The sequence below is a fragment of the Thermosporothrix hazakensis genome, assembly GCF_003253565.1.
Classification (GTDB): Bacteria; Chloroflexota; Ktedonobacteria; order Ktedonobacterales; family Ktedonobacteraceae; genus Thermosporothrix; species Thermosporothrix hazakensis.
This window is the reverse complement of sequence record NZ_QKUF01000008.1, coordinates 20310-38491: the sequence shown is the minus strand read 5'-3', so window position 1 is coordinate 38491 and position 18182 is coordinate 20310. Positions and strand designations below refer to the sequence as shown.

The window sequence follows — 18182 nt, the reverse complement described above, 5'->3', positions numbered from 1 at the left end:
ATCATATCCTCGCGTCTACATGGATGCTCCTGCTGTCATAAGAGAATAGGTACGTGCTGGTATCATTATATGTCTATACTCCTGTTCCTGCGATGCTCTATTATAAGGAGAAAGAAGACAGTATCGCCCTCTGGACAGGAAAATCCCCCGGGTTACAGCTCATCCTGGATTTTTGTTCGGTAATAAACATTTCTTCTTTGTGAATCGTATAAAATAGTGTACCCTGCGCGGCAGGAGTGAGGGAAGAGTTGCCCTCATGTTCTTTTAGATTTTAGAAGAAAGGCCGGAGTGATATTATGAAACAGGTTGCAGCATCGGTTGCTGTAATGAGTGCATTTCTCCTTTTTCTTGGCATGTCCTTTAACTGGCACGTTCTGATTCTCTTATCGCTATCTATTATTTGTTTTTCTCTTTCGGCTTTGATTCTTGCGCGGAAACAGTTCCGAAGCAATAGCACACATTTGCTCGTGATTGCAAGTGTGTTGACGATCTATGTGCTTTCTTTTATTGCTAGCTTTGCGGGCTCGCACTGGCTTCCCCGCTGACGTCTCCTCTATAGAAGAACGGGCTCCTCTACAGAAGAATTGCAGAGGAGCCTTTTGTATGAGGTTGCTTCTCCTCTTTCCTCCCTATTCTCTGCCTGCTCTTGCTGGAAAAATGGGCTCTCTTCGCCTTTTCTGATTGCTTGCTTCGTGGTATGATAAGCAGCATAAAGCTGTTCCATTTCAGGGGAACAGAAGGTATGGGATGAAGGAAGGATTGGAGAGAAGAATGCATATACGCGGCTTTCGCCTGCAAGACTATGATGCAGTGGTGGCGCTCTGGAAGGAATGTGGCCTGTTACTGAGCGCTTCGGATACGCCTGAGGGGATGGCCCGTAAGCTGGAGCGAGATGCTGATCTGTTTCTTGTGGTCGAGGAAGAACATCGCTTGCTCGGTGTGATTATGGGGTGCTACGATGGGCGGCGTGGCTGGATCAATCATCTGGCCGTTGCGCCTGCTGCTCAGGGGCGTGGAATCGGGAGCATTCTGTTGCAAGAAGTGGAACAGCGGCTGCTGGCAAAGGGCTGTGATAAGGTCAATCTGCTGATCGAGCCCGAGAATGCAGATGTGCAGCAGTTCTATCTACGCGCAGGATATCAGCGTGATGAATTGATCTTTATGGAGAAATGGTTACACCGCTAAATTCTTCTATAGAAGAGATGAACTACGATCGTAGACAGCACGTCGTTTCCTGCGTGAACAGGGTTGCTTTTTCCTCCGCAATGATGACATAGTGTAATGTATCGATCTTGCTGTAGAAGGTCACTTGTAGTAGAGGGCAATTTTTCAGGGATAGAAGAGTAGAGAAAGGATAGCATGTCAGAACCATTACATAACAGTTCGCCGCCAGAGGCCGAGCAAGCTGCAAAGCGCAAACATGATCCCTATAAGGCGCTGCGCTATCGCAATTTCCGCTTTCTGTTTATCGGTATGCTGCTTGCTTCAATTGGCGATTCTATGCTGAATGTAGCGGTTGGGTGGGAGATCTATGAGCGCACGGGCTCCGAGCTGGCGCTTGGCTTTGTTGGACTGGCGATGATCATGCCAGTTTTTTTATTTACCCTGCCAGCCGGGCAGCTTGCTGATCAGGGAAGACGGAAAGCTATTGTCCTTATTGCGCTGTCTGTTCATTTTATTGCGGTTGGCGCGCTTGGTTTATGCTCTTATGCGAATACATCGATTGTGCTCATTTATGGCTGTCTGGTAGTGATGGGAACGGCGGTCGCCTTTAACAATCCTGCCTCCTCGGCATTGATGTCGCAGATGGTGCCAGAGGAAGCGTTTGAGAGTGCGGCGACATGGAGTAGTAGCGCCTGGCAGCTTGCGTCGGTGCTTGGGCCGGGCTGTGGGGGCCTGCTGATCGCTGTGGCGCATAGTGCGCTCCCCATTTATATTATCAACACGCTTGCAGTGCTGATTAACATATGCTTGATCAGCCTGACGCGACCGGCGCCGCGCAAGGTTAGCGAGAAGAAGGAACGTCCATCGCTCCGTTCGCTCGGGGAAGGGGTGCGTTTCTTGCGCCAGACACCCGTTATGCTTGCTGCCATTACGCTTGATCTATTTGCCGTGTTGCTTGGTGGCGCGACAACTCTGATGCCGGTCTTTGCAAAGGATATCTTGCAGGTGGGGCCGAGCGGGCTTGGTTGGCTGCAAGCGGCTCCCTCGGTTGGTGCGCTTTGTGTCACCTTCATTATCGCTCATCGTCCGTTTAAGAAGGCCGGGCGCGCGCTCCTGCTGGCGGTTGCCGGCTTCGGTCTGGTGACAATCGTATTTGGCCTGTCCCGGTCGTTCTGGCTCTCCTTGCTCATGCTGTTCCTGCTTGGTGGGCTGGATTGTGTCAGCGTGGTGATTCGGAGCACGCTGTTGCTGGCGCGAACGCCTGACGAGATGCGCGGTCGTGTTTCAGCAGTAAACGAGCTCTTTATCTCGGCTTCCAACCAGCTTGGCGGCTTTGAGTCGGGAGCGGCGGCGCAGTACCTGGGTCCGGTGCCTGCGGTCGTTTTTGGCGGTATTGGCACGATGATAGTCGTTGGCATTGTCTCACTGGTCTGGCCCGAAATTCGCAAGCTGGGCACGCTTCGACCGAATGAAGAGGCGCTGACAGAGGCTTCAGAGGAAGAGCATGAACGGCTGATGAATGCCTGATGGCGCAATCACAATGTTGTTAAGAAGGGGACGGTTGCGCGCCGTTCCCTTTTCGGCATATGCGCGATGTCTTGCGTGCTCGGGGCTATTCGGTCGAGTACCGGGAGTTTCACGGGGGACATGATGACCTCGTCTGGTGTGAGACGTTTCCTGACGCGCTCTTGAGCCTGCTGAAAGCCTGGTGAAAAAGAGGGAGGCTCGTGGTGAGCCTCCTTCCGGAGCACAATGCCGAGTTGTTGACACTCTGAAGTCGTTTCCGTGTAAAAGAAGGGAGAATGTGCCCCCCTTTATCTCTTCTCTGGGGCCTGCAAGAAAGTGGAAATCGCCGCGCTTGACACCACAAAAGGAAGCTCATATACTCAGAAAGAGAATAATATGAAAGAGGTGGTTATGATGTTGAACGAAACGGTTTTCTCGCCAGAAATGCACCTGATTCAATACTAGAGCGCTACTCGCTCCATGTGTTATGGGCCGTTTAGCTGGCGAAGCAAACAGAAGCATAAATACCGTCTCTCTTGATCTCTGGCAGTGTTGCTTTTAGAAGAGGCAATATCGTCAGTAGATGCTCTATAATGTCCTCTGTTATGCGCTTGTTGCTCTGGCATCAGGTGTATTCCATCTCTATCTCCTTTTCCCTGCTTTTCTCTGATTACACTGTTATTCATGCTGTTAAAGGAGTTCCTCTTGTGCTTTCGTTTGCAGGATATAGAGCCTGGTTACTCAGATATGTTCGTCCGCATATGCGGCAAGTGCTCTTGCTAACGCTCCTTCTTGGAGGAAGTATTATCCTGAAAGTGGTGCAACCGCAACTGGTGCGCTTCTTTATCGATACTGCCCGTGAAACGGGGCCTTTTCAGTTCTTGCTTGTGCTCGCGCTGCTCTTTCTGGGCGTGGCATTGCTTGCACAGGTTGTCTCGCTGGCAGAAACCTATGTCGCCGAAAATATCGGCGTCAGGGCAACGAATATGCTTCGTAGCGATCTATTGGCCCATTGCTTGCGGCTTGATCCCGATTTCCATAGCGTCCATACGCCTGGCGAACTGACCCAACGTATCGATGGCGATGTCTCGACGCTTGGTTCGTTTTTCTCGCGCTTTGTGCTTGATATTGCGGGGAATGTGGTATTGCTCCTGGTCATTCTGACCTTGAGTTTCTTTGTTGATTGGCGGATCGGGCTCTGCCTGCTATTTGGTAGCTTGCTTCTTCTGGGGGCGCTATTGCTGCTGCGCGATGTTGGCGTGAAGGGGTGGCGGGAGGTCAGCGCGGCGGACGCGGCGATCTCGGGCTTTCTTGAAGAGCGGCTCTCGGGGCTTGAAGATATTCGCGCGCACAATGCGCATACCTATGTACTGAGGAGGCTGGCTGAACGTGCGGTACAGCGCCTTCGAGCGACCTGGAAGGCGTCCCTGCTGGGGATGACCGGCTTTGGTGTGGCAGAGATTCTGTTTACGCTGGTCCTGGCCGTCTCGCTTGGCCTGGGCGGTTACCTGTACATGCAGGGTCAGATCAGCCTGGGTGTCATCTATGTGATTTATGCGTATACGCAATTATTGCAGCAGCCTCTGGACGCCCTCGCACACGAGATGCGGAGCTTTCAGGAGGCGACAGCAAGCATTCTCCGTTCGCAAGAGATTCTGGCAACGGAGCAAAAAATTCAGGATGGAAGGGGGGCCACGTTGCCCGCCGGTCCGCTCTCGCTCTCATTTGAGCGGATAACCTTCCACTATAGTGAAGACGCGGACCCGGTATTGCACGAGCTCTCTTTCACAGTGGATGCGGGCAAGAAGCTGGGCCTCGTGGGGCGCACGGGGAGCGGAAAGACAACGATCACGCGCCTGCTCTTTCGCCTGTATGACCCGACCGCGGGCCGGATCTGCCTGAATGGCATTGATATCCGAGAGCTGGCAGTGACGGATCTTCGTAAGCGTATTGGCATGGTGACACAGGATATACAGCTTTTTCACGCCAGTATTCGTGACAACCTGACCTTTTTTGATGAGTCTATCCCTGATCATCGAGTAGAAGAGGCGCTTGCGCTTGTCGGGCTGGCTGCATGGTATAAACGTCAGCCTGAAGGGCTCAGCACGCTGCTGGCTCCCGACAATACCGGCCTATCAGCAGGAGAGGCGCAACTGCTGGCCTTCGCCCGGGTCTTTCTGCAAGATCCACAGATCGTCATTCTGGATGAGGCGTCGTCGCGGCTGGACCCGGCGACCGAGCACGAGATAGAGCGGGCGATGACACGGCTGCTGGAGGGGCGTACCGCTATTCTGATCGCGCATCGGTTGCATACCTTGCACCTTGTGGATGACATTCTGATTCTGAGTGATGGGCGGCTAAGTGAGTATGGCGAGCGCCGTCGGCTGGCTGAGGATGAGCGCTCACAGTTTGCTCGCCTGTTGCGTATGGGAATGGAGAAGCTGGTATGAGTACATTGCGTCTGATCTGGCGGCTGGTGTGCTTCCGGCCTATCCTCTTCCTGGTGTTAATTGTGGGAGTCGCCGCATTTTACCTGATTCCATTGGTGCCGGGGATGCTGTTACAGCGCTTCTTTGATCTGCTCTCGCAACAGGAGCCGCTCGGGTGGAATGCGTGGAGCCTGCTGGCCCTGCTGGTTGCCGTCTCGATTGGCTTTTCGAGCCTGGTGACGATCGGAAACGTGATGGAGAATTCGCTACATGCCATCTGGTTGGCATTGATCCAGCGGAATGTGCTGGCGCGGATCATGCAGTATCCGGCGGCGCGGGCGCTTCCAGCCTCGCCCGGTGAGGCATTGACGCGGTTAAACGAGGATGCGAAGGAGATTGCGAGCTATGTGACCTGGATTGTTGATCCTTTCGGGCAACTGGCAATGCTCGGGGTCGCGCTTTTTCTTCTATTGAAGACGAATGCTCTGCTTACTATAGTAGTTGTTCTTCCGCTCTTCGTGATGCTGGTAGTGGTCCAGCAGGCAACCCGCCACATTCAGCGCTATCGAACAGCACGCCAGAAGTCGATGGGAGCGATTACCGGGTTGCTTGGCGAGATTCTGGGAGCGACGCTTGCGGTCAAGGTGGCCGCTGCTGAAGAGCGAGTTGTGCGCCATTTCCAGCGACTGAATGAGACCCGGCGCAAGGCTGTGCTCAAAGATCTGATCTTCAGTAAGGTTCTAAGCGAGCTGGTCACGGGCGCGACGAACCTGGGAACTGGCATTGTTCTCTTGCTCGCAGGTGCCTCCTTGCGGGCTGGGAGCTTTACTGTAGGTGATTTTATCCTCTTTACGTCCTATCTGGGCTGGATGGCGCAGGGGACCAACCTGTTCGGAATCTTTATGACGAAGTATCGCCAGATGCAGGTATCACGAAAGCGGCTTGTGGAGCTGTTGCAGGGTAATTCTCCCGAGGTAGTGGTACGCCATGCGCCTGTGTATCCTCGTCATTACCGGCAGAAAGAACAATCATATATACGAAAAGAAGAAGATGCGTTGCAGTGCTTTGAAGCGAGAGGGATAACGTATCACTACCCTGAGTCAAACCGGGGGATTGAGGATATCGCCTTGAGCCTGACGCGGGGCACGTTGACGGTCATTACTGGTCGGGTTGGCTCTGGCAAAACAACGCTCTTGCGGGTGCTGCTTGGTCTCTTGCCCAAAGAGCGAGGCTTATTGCTCTGGAATGGGAGGCCAATAGAGGACGCGGCGACGTTTCTGGTGCCGCCTCGCTGTGCCTACACGCCACAAATACCGACGCTCTTTAGCGAGACGTTGAAGGAGAATATCCTGCTTGGTCGGCCTGAGGCGGAGCATAAGCTTCAGGCAGCACTGCATGCGGCGGTTCTCGAACGTGATGTTGAAGGGCTGGAAAAGGGGCTCGATACGCTTGTAGGGCCACGCGGCGTCCGGCTCTCAGGTGGGCAGATTCAGCGCGCAGCGGCGGCACGTATGTTTGTGCATGAACCTGATCTCTATGTGGTCGATGACATATCAAGTGCACTGGATGTGGAAACAGAACGATTGCTCTGGCAGCGCTTCTTTGCTCGCACGGATGCAACCTGCCTGGCAGTGACACAGCGGCATGCGGTTTTACAGCAGGCAGATCACATTATCGTGCTCAAAGAGGGACGAATAGCGGCTGAGGGCACGCTTGATGGGTTGCTGGAAACATGCGAGGAGATGCGGCTTCTCTGGCAAGGCGTGCTGCACTGATAGGGTGAGTCGGTTCCTGCGGGACTGGCTCACTTCTTCTGCCGCTTGTATCAGATAAAATAGTCAGCACATAGAGAGTAGCTTTTGTTTCTGTAGCGTGAAAACTAAGCTTCCATTGGAGTTGTGTATTATTGCTCTCTATTTTCTACGTATACATGTATGTATACTCTCTTCTATGTAGAAGCTGATTTCCTTACAGTTCAAAGAAAAGATACACAAATATGTGAGGTTTTCCTTGAAGCTGACGTACTCTATTACAGAGGAGAAAATTGCTGTTCTCCTTCCTGTGCGAAATGGATGCTGAGAGCATGGAAAGGATGCCGAATAGAATATCTACCTGTGTCCTGTAATATTACATCGATCTAAGTGTAAGAAAGTATTTACTTCTCAGGTTTCTATTCGGTACTGTGATACCTTACGCATGTTTTTCTTCATCCAGAACAGCAATAGTCATTCTGGCCTGTGTAGTGATGTGACCGCAGTGCAGGCCGATGCACGCGAGACGACAGGGAGAAAAGAAGGCACTCTCTTTTCACCATCGCTGTCTCTAATCTCGAAAGCTCGTCGGTTTGTACGATTCTGGCATCACAACACCTTGCCTTTACGACACGATGTCTGGTGTATTTATTCAGTAAACTCCTTTTTCAGGAGAGGGATATGTTAAGACACAAGAAGTTTCGGCATGGGATATTTTCCATTGTCCTGACAATGCTTGCTTTGTTGGTCGTGGCCTGTGGCGGAAGCTCGGGCAATAACGCCAACACAAGCGGCAAGGCAGAGGATCAGATCCTCGTTCTGCCTATCGCTGGCGTTGAGATGGTCAAATCGCTTGATCCTCCGATGATCGGCGAATCAAACTCCAGCAGTGTGGCACGGAAGATCTTTACCGGTCTGGTTGAGTTCGACAACAACCTGAAGTTGAAGGGGCAGTTGGCGCAGGAATTCAAGCAGGAAGCTGATGGCGTGACCTACACCTTCAAGCTGCGCCCGAACATGACCTTCAGCAACGGCGATCCTCTGACCTCAAAAGAGGTTGTGTGGAGCCTGAACCGCGCTCTTGACCCGAAGACAAAGGCCGCAAACGCCGTTTCCTACCTGAGCCTGGTCAAGGGTCTGGATGAGTTCCAGGCTGGTAAGCGTGACACGCTGATCGGCTACAGCCTGCTTGCTCCCGATCCGGGCACTGTGCAGATTGTTACCAGCAAGCGCGCTCAGTACTTCTTGCAGTCGCTCGCGTATGTCACCTCATATGTGGTGAACCCGAAGATTGTTGAGAAGTATGGCGACAAATGGACCGATCATATTGGTGAGGGCGCTGGCGCTGGCCCGTTCATTCTGACCAAAGTGCAGCGTGGCGTCGCGCTGGTTCTGGAGCGCAACGAGAAGTACTACGGTGAGAAGCCGCAGTTGAAGAAGATCGTCCACCCGTTCTATAAGAGCAGCGACGTCGTCTGGAAGTCATACGAGTCCAACCAGGACGTGATGCGCTCTGGCGTCCCTGCTGCCAAGCGCGAGGCCGCCAAGAAGCTGCCGAACGGCCAGTTCACTGAGACCAAGCAGTTGTGGATTTCCTACTTCGCGCTGAACTATCTGGTCTCTCCGTTTGACAACATCAAGATCCGTCAGGCGTTTGCGCTGGCCCTGAACAAGGATGTCCTCTCGACCAACATCGATAAGGGCGCGACAATCCCGACCAACCATATCGTCCCCGAGGGTTCTGACGGCTACAATCCAAACCTGACAGGCCCTGCAGGAGTGAAAGACACCAAAGGTGATCCTGAGCTGGCGAAGAAGCTCTTCGAGGAAGGCCTGAAAGAGAAGGGCCTGACCCGCCAGACAATGCCGACCATCAAGTACACCGCTTCGTTCACCAGCGATGCTGGCAAGCAGTCCGCCGAGGCTGTCCAGCAGATGTGGGAAAAGGCGCTCGGGATCAAGGTTGTGATCGACAACCTCGACTGGAACACCTTCCTCGATGTCACCAACAACGCCCGTGACAACGACAAGGCACCGATGATCTGGAAGAGCGGCTGGATCGCTGACTATCCCGATCCGCAGAACTGGCTGACTCTGCTGTTCACTGATCCTGCTCAGAATAGCTGGAACTATGGACACGACAAGTCCAAGTCTCCGAACCTGGCCGAGCAGAAAGCAAACATGGAGCTGATGAAGAAGGCTGACGAGGAAGCAGACCCCACCAAGCGTATGCAGATGTACAATCAGGCAGAACAGCAGTTGGTCAACGATGTGGCATGGCTCCCGGTGAGCCAGAACAAGACCGCGAGTGTCACCAAGCCCTGTGTCAAGGGTCTTGTTGATAACGCGATGGGCTTGATGGATCCGGATGCATGGAAGGATGTCTACATCTCGACCGACAAACCCTGCCCGAACGTCTCGAAGTGGAAGTAGGGCTTAAAAGGAAATAGCCACTTCAACAACATCAGGTACGCGTAAGATCGCGGCGTTGCCGGAAAGAGGAAACTCTTCCGGCAGCGTTTCTTTTTGGGGGCGCAAGCCCGCCGCGTTGAAAAAACGTCCGCTTCTCTCTTGCAGGGCTTTCAACTTTGTATTATAATGTCATATAACAATGCATAACAAAGATGTATGCAGGGAGATGCGAAGATGAAAATAGCAGGCATGAACATTACGTATCGCTATTATCCATTTGAGGTGTTCCTTGACTCAATGGCAGCTCTGGGAATAGAGGCAATTGAGCTCTGGGGCGGCGCACCTCATTTCTATACTGGCGCTACTTCCACCGAGAAGATACGTCAAACAAAAGAGGCGATACGAGCAAGAGGGCTGGAACTCTGTTGCTTTACCCCCGAGCAGTGCGCATATTCGTTCAACATAGCGGCTGCTGATGCTGAACTTCGTGCTTCCAGCGTTGATTACTTTATTGCCTCACTGCATGCGGCAGTCGAGCTGGAGGCGCCGCTGATGCTGGTTACCTCTGGCCTGGGCTATTTCTCCGAGAAGGACGACGAGCCCTGGCAGCGCTCCGCTGATTCGTTAGCTCAGATCGCTTGTGTGGCTGAACGAGAAGGAATCACGCTGGCACTTGAACCGCTAACCCATTTTGAATCAAATATCGTCACCGATCTTGCAGGACTGAAGCGTATGCAACAGCTTGTGGGTTCTCCGGCGCTGAAAGGGATGCTGGATACTGTGGCGATGCATCTGGCTCATGAAACAGTCTCTCAGTATATTGAGGAGCTCGGAGCTGATTTCGTGCACTTCCATCTGATCGATGGTGATGGAACCTCGGATGCGCATCTTGCCCCTGGAGATGGCGTGTTGCCGCTTGCGGACTACCTTGAAGCGCTCAAGCAGGCGCAGTATACAGGCTTTATCACGCTTGAGGTCATGAGCGGTGACTATGTTCTGCATCCACATGAGACCCTGAAACGATCCTACGAGTATCTGAAGCAATTGTAGTAGAAGCGTCAGCAACGTCGCTAGATTGGAAAACGGTATGAGTAGTCCAGTACTGAAACGCCAGTTGGGCTTCTGGGTCGCGCTGGCGCTTGCCGTCGGAACAACGATCGGTTCCGGTATCTTTGTCTCGGTTGGCGAGGTGGCGAACGCCTCGGGAACCCCTTCCCTTTCCATTTTTGCCTGGGTGCTCGGTGGCTTGATCGCGATTCCGCAAGTGCTGGTGCTGGCGGAACTCTCGACAGCCTATCCCGAGAACGGTGGCGGCTATGTCTATCTCGAAAAGGCGGGATTTCGCCCGCTGGCCTTCCTGTATGGATGGGTGAGCTTCTTTGCACTTGATCCCCCGTCCATCTCCATTATGGCGCTGTCCCTGGTGTCCTATGCGGCGCTGTTATTCCCGGTCCTGGGCGGCATCTGGGGCAAGTTTCTGGCGGTGGCGATTGTGCTGGTGCTGGCAGCAATGCACTATCGCAGCGTCAAAGAGGGTGGGGTGTTTCAGGTTCTGATCACGCTGGTGAAGATTATCCCTTTTGTCGTCGTTATCGGCCTGGCACTTGGCTTCATGCATCCTGAGAATCTCTCTTTTGTGCCCGCGTCGGCGAAGGGCTCCAACGTGATGAGCAGCCTGATGAGTGGTGTTTCCGCAACCACCTGGTCCTATACCGGCATGGCCTCGGTCTGTTATATGGCTGGTGAATTTAAGAATCCCAGTAAGACCCTGCCGCGTGCGCTGCTTGGCTCGACGATCATTATAACGGTGCTCTATACGCTGCTGACGATCGCGGTCACTGGTCTGATGCCTTTTGACAAGCTGATTCATTCGCAGGCTGCCGTTTCGGAAGCGGTATCATTTATTCCGGGGCTGGCTGCGGTGGCAACGCCCTTTATTGCGATCTCGGCGATGATTGTGATCCTGGGCTCATTGAGCTCATGCGTCATGTATCAGCCGCGCCTTGAGAACGCAATGGCGAAAGATGGACTCTTTTTCAAGCTTTTCGGGTATATCCATCCAAAATATGGTACACCTGGCTATTCGATCCTGCTGCAATGCGGGTATGCCATCGTGTTGATCTTTCTGGCAGACCTGCGCACGCTTCTCGGCTATTTTACGCTCGTCATGTTGTTGACCAACATCATGATGTATGCTTCGGTCATCTTCTGCCGAAAGCGTCCCGAATATACGCCTATGTTCCGCATGCCTGTCTGGCCTTTGATGACTGCGCTTGCTATTCTTGGCGCGGCCTGGATGGCCTGGGGAACCTTTATCTGGGCTCCCATTGAAGGCTTGATAGCGGCTCTGGTTGTCTGCGCGACCGGGCTGCCGGTGTACTTCTACTGGGAGAAGAAGAAAAAGCAGGGACAATCACCTTCAACACAAGCATAAAGAAGAGAGGAATCTAATATGTTACAGTTAGATAAATCAAAAGTTGATTTTCTGGTGACCTCGAGCATGGTCGGCGAGGTTGAATCTTTCCTGGAAAGCGGCAAAGCAAAGGTACAGGAGATCGTCAAGCAACTGATCGCCCGGCAGATAGACACCTTCTATTTTGTCGGTTGTGGTAGCTCGATGGCTGTCGGCGACGCAGCGAAGTACCTGCTTGATAAGTACAGCACGCTGAATGCCCATGTCTATACCGGGTGGGAGTTCGTGGATCATACGCCGCTGCGCGTGAACGAGAAGTCCGCGGTTATCGTCATCTCGCATTCGGGAACAACCGAGGAGGTAGTGAAGGCGCTTCGTATCGCAAACGAGCGCGGTGCCGCCACTATCAGCATTGTGAATGAGCGCGAGGGGAACCCGCTTGGTGCGGAGGGCCAGTTTGTGCTTGACTATAACGCTCATGCGATGTGGGAATGTCACCTGCTGGCTGTCTACTTCCTTGCCTGCTTCTTTATTCAGGAGACGCAGCCGTCTGCCGAGGTTGAAAAGATTCTGGCTGATATTCCGAAGCTACCGGCTGTGCTTGGCTACCATATCGAGCACTACGAAGAGACTGCTCGCAAGCTGGCCGAGCAGACCACAGCCTGGAAGGGCTTCTATACGGTTGCGGCTGGTCCATTGGTTCCGCTGGCGTATAAAGAGGGCGTCATCACCAACATGGAATTTATGTGGGGGCATGGTGCGGTGATCGAGAGCGGCGAGTTCCGTCACGGGCCGCTGGAGATCACGGAGGCTGGCGTACCCTTCGTCTTCCTGCTTGGCACCGACGCTTCCCGCCATATCACCGAGCGCGCGCTGAATTTTGTACGCAAATATAAGGGTGAGACGATTGTGTTTGACTACCAGGAACTGGCACAGGGCCTGCATCCTGATCTCGCTCCAATGGTGATGTTTGTGCCGTTAGAGTGGTTCTCGTACTACTTCGCCGTTGTGCATGACCACAATCCTGATAATCGTCGTTATTATGGAGTCGTTGCCTACTAAGTTTTGACTCGATTGACTACGAAAAAAAGCGTATCCCGAGGTGCCTCCATAGCGTGATGCTGTGGGGGCACCCTTCCAATGGAGGAAATGATGAGAATTGCAGCCATTGGCGACAACTGCATTGATGCATACCCCGCGCTACAGAAGTATTTCCCGGGCGGAAACGCGGTAAATGTGGCGGTCTATCTCAGGCGCTATCAGGTCGAGAGTGCGTATGTCGGTGCGGTCGGGCGTGATGCCTATGGTCGCCTGCTCAAGGAATCGCTCAGCAAGCAGGGAGTCGATATCTCGCACCTGCATGAACTCGATGGCTCGACCGCGGTAACGTATGTTGAACTGGTGAACAATGATCGGCAACTGGGCGACTACGAAGAAGGCGTCCTGGCGTCCTTTACGCTCTCCGAGGACGATCTGAGCTTTATTGCCGGGTATGATATGGTGCACGCGGGGATCTGGGGCAAAGTCGAGCAGCATTTTCCCTGGTTCCGCGCGAGAGGCCTGATTACTTCCTTTGACTTTGCCGATAAGCTGGATCATCCGCTTGTGGAGCAGGTATTACCCGCGATCGATTATCCATTCTTCTCATATCATCAAGACGACGCCTATATACGCTCATGCATGCAGCATGCGCATCAGCAGGGCGCGAAGGTAGTGGTGACAACACTTGGCGAGCGTGGAAGTCTGGCATATGATGGTGAGCGCTTCTACACCTGTGGTATCAAGCAGGTTCAGGTAGTTGATTCACTCGGAGCTGGTGACTCTTTTATTGCCGGTTTTCTCTATGGCGTCGGTTCTGGCTATCCAATCGAACGCTGTCTGGAACTGGGCACAGAAGGCGCTGCTATCACTATTGCGTATTTTGGGGCGTGGTGATGATGTTGCCGAGTGCGAGGCAAGGCGCTATAATCGGAAGAAGAACAGAAATGGGAGGTAGGGGCAGGTGACTATTACCAATTTGAGGAGTACCGGGATGGCTCCTCTATATGTGCAGATTCGCCAGTTGTTGCAGGAAGATATCCAGAATGGGCGCTATAAGCCAGAGGAGCGCCTACCGACCGAAGCGGAACTGTGCGAGATGTATAATGTCAGCCGGATCACGATTCGCAAAGCGATCTCTGATCTGGTCGATGATGGGACGCTCACGCGCAAGCCCGGGAAGGGCACGTTTGTGACGTCGCGCAAGATCCGGAATGAACTTCTTTCGGTAAGCGGTTTCGCTGATTTTAGCGCCGAGCTTGGCAAGAAATCGGGCTCTCGCATCATCTCAAGCCAGATTGTACCAGCGACCGAGGCCGATGCGCGGACACTTCGCATTGCTGCCGGTGATCCGCTGCTGCGCCTTGTGCGCCTTCTGTACGTTGATGATCGCCCGCTCTTCCTGGATATCGCTTTCTATCCTCTACAGCACTTTCCGGGATTGGAACAGAAGATAGGGGAAGGTGTCTCAACCTATCATGTGCTGCATGATGTCTATGGTGTTGACATCGAGAGCAATGAGAAAGTGATTGATGTCGTTTTTGCTCGCAAGGAAGAAGCTGACCTGCTTGGTTGTGACGCAGGCTCGACCCTCTTTAAAATCGAGAAAGTGGCCTACGATGCGCATGACAGGCCGGTTCATACGTCCACGTTTATGTGTGAGACCAATAAAGTCAGTTTGACCGTGCAACGGGCCTACAAAAAGCACGAATAGCCTCAGGAGTCAGGATCACCTGGCTCCTTTTTTGATCTTCGGGCAACTCCTGACAGGAGATGTCAGCCTTTGCTGGTAGTGTTGGCTGTGAGCAATGAAAGGAGAACCCGAATGATGCTTCCATACGTTGGTAGTGGAGACTACTGTTATTCAAATAGTTTGCATATGGCGCTGCGTGGTAGTGGAGCCGCCTCTGAAGAAGTACCATTGCCTGGCTTCCTGGAATGCCTGACAACGATGCCTTTTGGCCATGCGTTTCTGAAACGTGGCGAGACTGTACAGTTCTTCTTCGATGGCCTCGACCCGCATCGTGGGCTGACGCGGGCGATTGAGACGCTTGGCTGGACCTGTCAACTCACGCAGGGAGGCGACGAGCAGGCCGCGCTGGAGCGCCTGGCGCTGGCAAAGGGACCGATTCTGGTTGGCCCCGTTGATATGGGCTACCTGACATATAACCCGAACGCGGCTTATGCTCGTGGAGCAGACCATTTTGTGATTGTGCTGGCCGTCGAGCAGGACATAGTGCTGCTGCATGATCCGAAGGGCTATCCATGCGTGCCGCTGGATCTGAAGGCGTTCTTGCAGGCCTGGAAAGCGAAAGCGATCGCCTATACGCAGGAGCCGTTTATCATGCGCTCGGACTTTGTGCGTGTGCGCCAGCCAGGCAGACAAGAGATGATAGCGCAGACGCTTCCGCTGCTGGCCGAGAATGTGCGCGACGATCCGGGCGGCCCGCAGGTTTATGGCAGCGTTCGTGCAATTCGCCTGTTCGCTGACTATCTGCGGGCGGGAGCGCATCCCGGACTTTGTGGGGAGCTGATCTACTTCGCGTTCCCGCTGGCTGCCCGGCGTATGCTGGACGCGGTGTCTTTCCTGCAAGAGGGCGGCTTGAACGAGCTTGCAGGGCTCTTTGAGCAGAAGGCGCGCCTCTTCGGGCAGGCGCAAGCGGTTGCGGTGCGCAAGCAGTGGCATGCGGTTGCCGAGCTGATGGACCGGCTTGCCGCGCTGGAAGAGCGTGTGCTTGCTGTGCTCCCTTAACGCGACGGGCAAGCGGTCGACGCACGGACAAGTAGCGCAGGGGGAAGCAGGATAGGGTCGCTCTGCTCCTGCTTCCCTTCTATCTGGCGTAAAAGCAGCTCGGTTGCTGTTCTGGCAAGCGCGTGTTTCGGGAGCGCAATCGTCGTCAGAGGTGGGTGCAGGTGAGCGCTCAGTTGAATGTTATCCAGCCCGAGAAGCGAGATGTCGTGCGGGATTGAGAGCCCGGCTTCACGAATTGCGTTCATGGCTCCAAGCGCCATCCAGTCGGAGGTAGTGAATATGGCGGTCGGGCGGTCGGGACGCGCGAGGAGCTCCTTCGCGGCTGCATACCCGCTCTCGACGGTCGAATAACCCTGCTGGATCAGCTCAAGCAAGAGCCCGGCTTCGTGGAGGGTGTCGCGAAATCCAGCCAGTCGAAGGGCGTGGCGTGGCTCCTCGACGATCACGGCAATCGAGCGGTGCCCCAGTTCGAGCAGATGGCGGGCGGCCAGCGCCCCGGCAAGGCGAAAGTCGGTGCTGACCTGAGGAAGCACTGCGGGCGGCTTCTCGTTCTCCTGCCAGTCACAGAGCACGACGGGCAGTCCTTGCTGAAAGTGCGGCAGAATACAGGTGATATCAAGACTGGAACCCATAATCAGCAGGCCATCTACCCAGCGACTGACCAGGCGTTCCAGGTGCTGCTGACCGAGCGCCGGGTCATAATGCGTGTTGCAGAGAAGCATCTGGTAGTCGTGTTGTTGGGCAACACGCTCCACTTCTTCCGCGATTTCAGGATAAAAGGGATTCGCGATCGTTGGAAGCAGAAAGCCAAGCGAGAACGTCTTGCGGCGGGCCAATCCGCGAGCGAGCACGTTTGGTCGGTAGCCCATCTCGCGGGCGCATTGAAGGATCCGCTGCCGTGTCGCTTCACTGACGTTATGACGCCCTGCAAGCGCATTTGCGACCGTTGTTTGTGTGACGCCGACGGCTTTTGCGATGTCATAAATGGTGGTCATGTGAGTTCCTTCTGAGATTGAGCGATAAACCTGAAACGCTATTAGCATACTCAAGGGGGCTGTGAGCTGTCAATAGCGTGCCCTTCTGTGGCGTGTGAAACGTAGAGTAGGGGAAAGGAGTTGAAGAGTGTATGAGTCATGAATGGTCACGAACTCTGCCGTGCTTTCAGGCGCCGAGCCGCCTCACGGTCTACTCGCTTGAGGGCATGTCGAATGACACACAGCTTAGCGTCGCGTCGCTGGTAGGGCTGTTGAACCGAGATTGCCCGCAGATCTATCTCCTGGTGCGCCCGGATGACCTTTTCTGGTTGCAGTCCTGTTTCCCTGATCTTCCCTATGACCACTCACCCTTGCGCGGGAAAGCGGTCTTGCTGGAGCTGCTCCGGCGGGCGCGGGCGCAGTTGACCGGCCTGGTCATCTATGATCCCTTTTTGCCCGATAGCATCAATATTGCAACTATGCTGGCAGGACAGAAAGACGCTTTGTTGCTCTCGCCTGCGCTGGCTGCCCGCTATCAACGGGAGCTGGAAGGGCTGCCCGTGCTGTTTGATCTGCGCAAGTTCGGCTGGCGAAGTCGCGTTTCGGCATATCTGTGGGCCTGGGAGCACCTGCGTGCGGAGGCACATGGAACGCTTGTCGCTGGCCTGCCGCCCTCGATTATAACCTTCTTGCGTCCCTATCTGATTGCCACACGCACCTTTACCTACTGGTTGAACCCGTTTCGCGTGCTGCCCGATCGGACCGGTTACTCCGAGTTTCGCCTGATGCGCGAGATCCTCCAGACATACAGGCGGAAGGGGCTGCATCTGGGCTGGTTTGTCAATGAGGGATTCGGCGTGATCCTGAGCTCTCGTGCAGAACTGCCGGTCCTGCCGAGCGACTATTTCTCGAATCTGGAGTTCTGGTCAAGTCAGCCGGTTGCTGCGTTTCCTGCGCCTCTACAAGCAGCCAGCGCGCCGCTTGATCCACAAAAGATCTACGTCTCGTTTACTATGAGCGATGGAGATAACATTCAGTTCCTTCAGGGCAAGATGGCGCAACTCTGGCGTGATGAGGCTCGGGGACAGCTCCCGCTCGGGTGGACGCTGTCACCATTGCTGGGTGAGGCGGCTCCGGCAATGGCCGCCTGGTATCTTCGCACGGCTTCCTCGCAAGATGAGCTGCTGGCCGGGCCAAGCGGGGCGGGCTATATCTTCCCCTCGTTCTGGCCCGAGGAGCGGCTTCCCGCGTTTCTGAACCAGACGACAGCAATGATGGAGGCGTTGCACCTGCGCACGGTTCAGGTGCTTGATGCGAATATCTTTCAGCATCTTCCGCTGGCTGTGCGGGCCGTCAGAACCGGCGCGGGGCTGGCTTTGATCCACGCGGGACGGCAGCAGCAGTATGCTGAGGCGCTGGCGGCACATGGCATGCGGGGCGTCCTGAGTGGCGGCGGACAGCGTCGGCCCTCGTGGCGTCTGCTGGAAGGGCTGCCTATCTGTCAGAATATCGGCATGGCAAAAGATGAAACACATGCATTGGCGCTCATTCAGGATGCAGTGGCAGGCAACCGCCAGCGCCCGTTGTTTCTGAATCTCTACGTTCAGGCGTGGACCATGACACCTACTGATCTCAAGCGGCTTGTAGAACGGCTGGAGCGGCTGGACAGCACGTTTGCTTTTGTGACACCGGGCACGCTCCTGAGCCTGTATCGTTGTTCATTGGAGACAAGTAGATAGAGCA

General features: G+C 54.4%; 15 protein-coding genes. 14 read left to right on the top strand and 1 reads right to left on the bottom strand.

What is annotated here, in order from left to right:
* The first annotated feature begins 296 nt into the window (after positions 1-296).
* The 13 genes from EI42_RS13300 to EI42_RS13245 all read left to right on the top strand — a co-directional run bounded on the left by EI42_RS13300 (position 297) and on the right by EI42_RS13245 (position 15465).
* On the top strand, positions 297-545 hold the full coding sequence (locus tag EI42_RS13300; RefSeq protein WP_111322736.1) for a hypothetical protein: 249 nt from the start codon (positions 297-299) through the stop codon (positions 543-545).
* Between the two features lie 226 nt (positions 546-771).
* On the top strand, positions 772-1185 hold the full coding sequence (locus EI42_RS13295; RefSeq protein ID WP_111322734.1) for a GNAT family acetyltransferase: 414 nt from the start codon (positions 772-774) through the stop codon (positions 1183-1185).
* A 174-nt stretch (positions 1186-1359) separates the two neighbouring features.
* Positions 1360-2691 (top strand): MFS transporter, encoded by a 1332-nt coding sequence (locus tag EI42_RS13290; RefSeq protein ID WP_111322732.1) that lies wholly within the window; start codon positions 1360-1362, stop codon positions 2689-2691.
* A 59-nt stretch (positions 2692-2750) separates the two neighbouring features.
* On the top strand, positions 2751-2876 hold the full coding sequence (locus EI42_RS34340) for a hypothetical protein (RefSeq protein WP_282957320.1): 126 nt from the start codon (positions 2751-2753) through the stop codon (positions 2874-2876).
* Between the two features lie 501 nt (positions 2877-3377).
* A complete protein-coding gene (locus tag EI42_RS13285) occupies positions 3378-5120 on the top strand; it encodes an ABC transporter ATP-binding protein (RefSeq protein WP_170142599.1) in 1743 nt (580 codons plus the stop codon).
* Positions 5117-6874: an ABC transporter ATP-binding protein gene (locus EI42_RS13280; RefSeq protein ID WP_111322728.1), complete on the top strand. Its 1758-nt coding sequence runs from the start codon at positions 5117-5119 to the stop codon at positions 6872-6874. Before EI42_RS13285 ends, EI42_RS13280 begins: the two co-directional genes overlap by 4 nt.
* A 657-nt stretch (positions 6875-7531) precedes the next feature.
* Positions 7532-9283 carry a peptide ABC transporter substrate-binding protein gene (locus EI42_RS13275; protein ID WP_111322726.1) on the top strand — a complete coding sequence of 584 codons (1752 nt, stop codon included), beginning with the start codon at positions 7532-7534 and terminating at the stop codon, positions 9281-9283.
* A gap of 213 nt (positions 9284-9496) precedes the next feature.
* A complete protein-coding gene (locus tag EI42_RS13270) occupies positions 9497-10312 on the top strand; it encodes a sugar phosphate isomerase/epimerase family protein (RefSeq protein ID WP_111322724.1) in 816 nt (271 codons plus the stop codon).
* A gap of 37 nt (positions 10313-10349) precedes the next feature.
* Entirely contained in the window at positions 10350-11696 is a 1347-nt protein-coding gene (locus EI42_RS13265; RefSeq protein ID WP_111322722.1) for an amino acid permease, read from the top strand.
* An 18-nt stretch (positions 11697-11714) separates the two neighbouring features.
* Positions 11715-12737, top strand: a complete 1023-nt coding sequence (locus tag EI42_RS13260) for an SIS domain-containing protein (protein WP_111322720.1) — start codon at positions 11715-11717, stop codon at positions 12735-12737.
* 90 nt (positions 12738-12827) lie between these two features.
* Positions 12828-13610 carry a fructoselysine 6-kinase gene (gene frlD, locus EI42_RS13255; RefSeq protein ID WP_111322718.1) on the top strand — a complete coding sequence of 261 codons (783 nt, stop codon included), beginning with the start codon at positions 12828-12830 and terminating at the stop codon, positions 13608-13610.
* A gap of 97 nt (positions 13611-13707) precedes the next feature.
* Positions 13708-14427: a GntR family transcriptional regulator gene (locus EI42_RS13250; RefSeq protein ID WP_111322716.1), complete on the top strand. Its 720-nt coding sequence runs from the start codon at positions 13708-13710 to the stop codon at positions 14425-14427.
* A gap of 111 nt (positions 14428-14538) precedes the next feature.
* Positions 14539-15465, top strand: a complete 927-nt coding sequence (locus EI42_RS13245) for a hypothetical protein (protein ID WP_111322714.1) — start codon at positions 14539-14541, stop codon at positions 15463-15465.
* Here the strand turns inward: EI42_RS13245 and EI42_RS13240 are convergent.
* Positions 15462-16460, bottom strand: coding sequence for a LacI family DNA-binding transcriptional regulator (locus EI42_RS13240; protein ID WP_170142598.1), 999 nt, complete (start codon positions 16458-16460; stop codon positions 15462-15464). The two genes, EI42_RS13245 and EI42_RS13240, sit on opposite strands and share 4 nt — an antisense overlap.
* A gap of 131 nt (positions 16461-16591) precedes the next feature.
* Here EI42_RS13240 and EI42_RS13235 point away from each other — a divergent pair, with 131 nt between their 5' ends.
* On the top strand, positions 16592-18178 hold the full coding sequence (locus tag EI42_RS13235) for a GxGYxYP domain-containing protein (protein WP_111322710.1): 1587 nt from the start codon (positions 16592-16594) through the stop codon (positions 18176-18178).
* Positions 18179-18182: the final 4 nt, after the last annotated feature.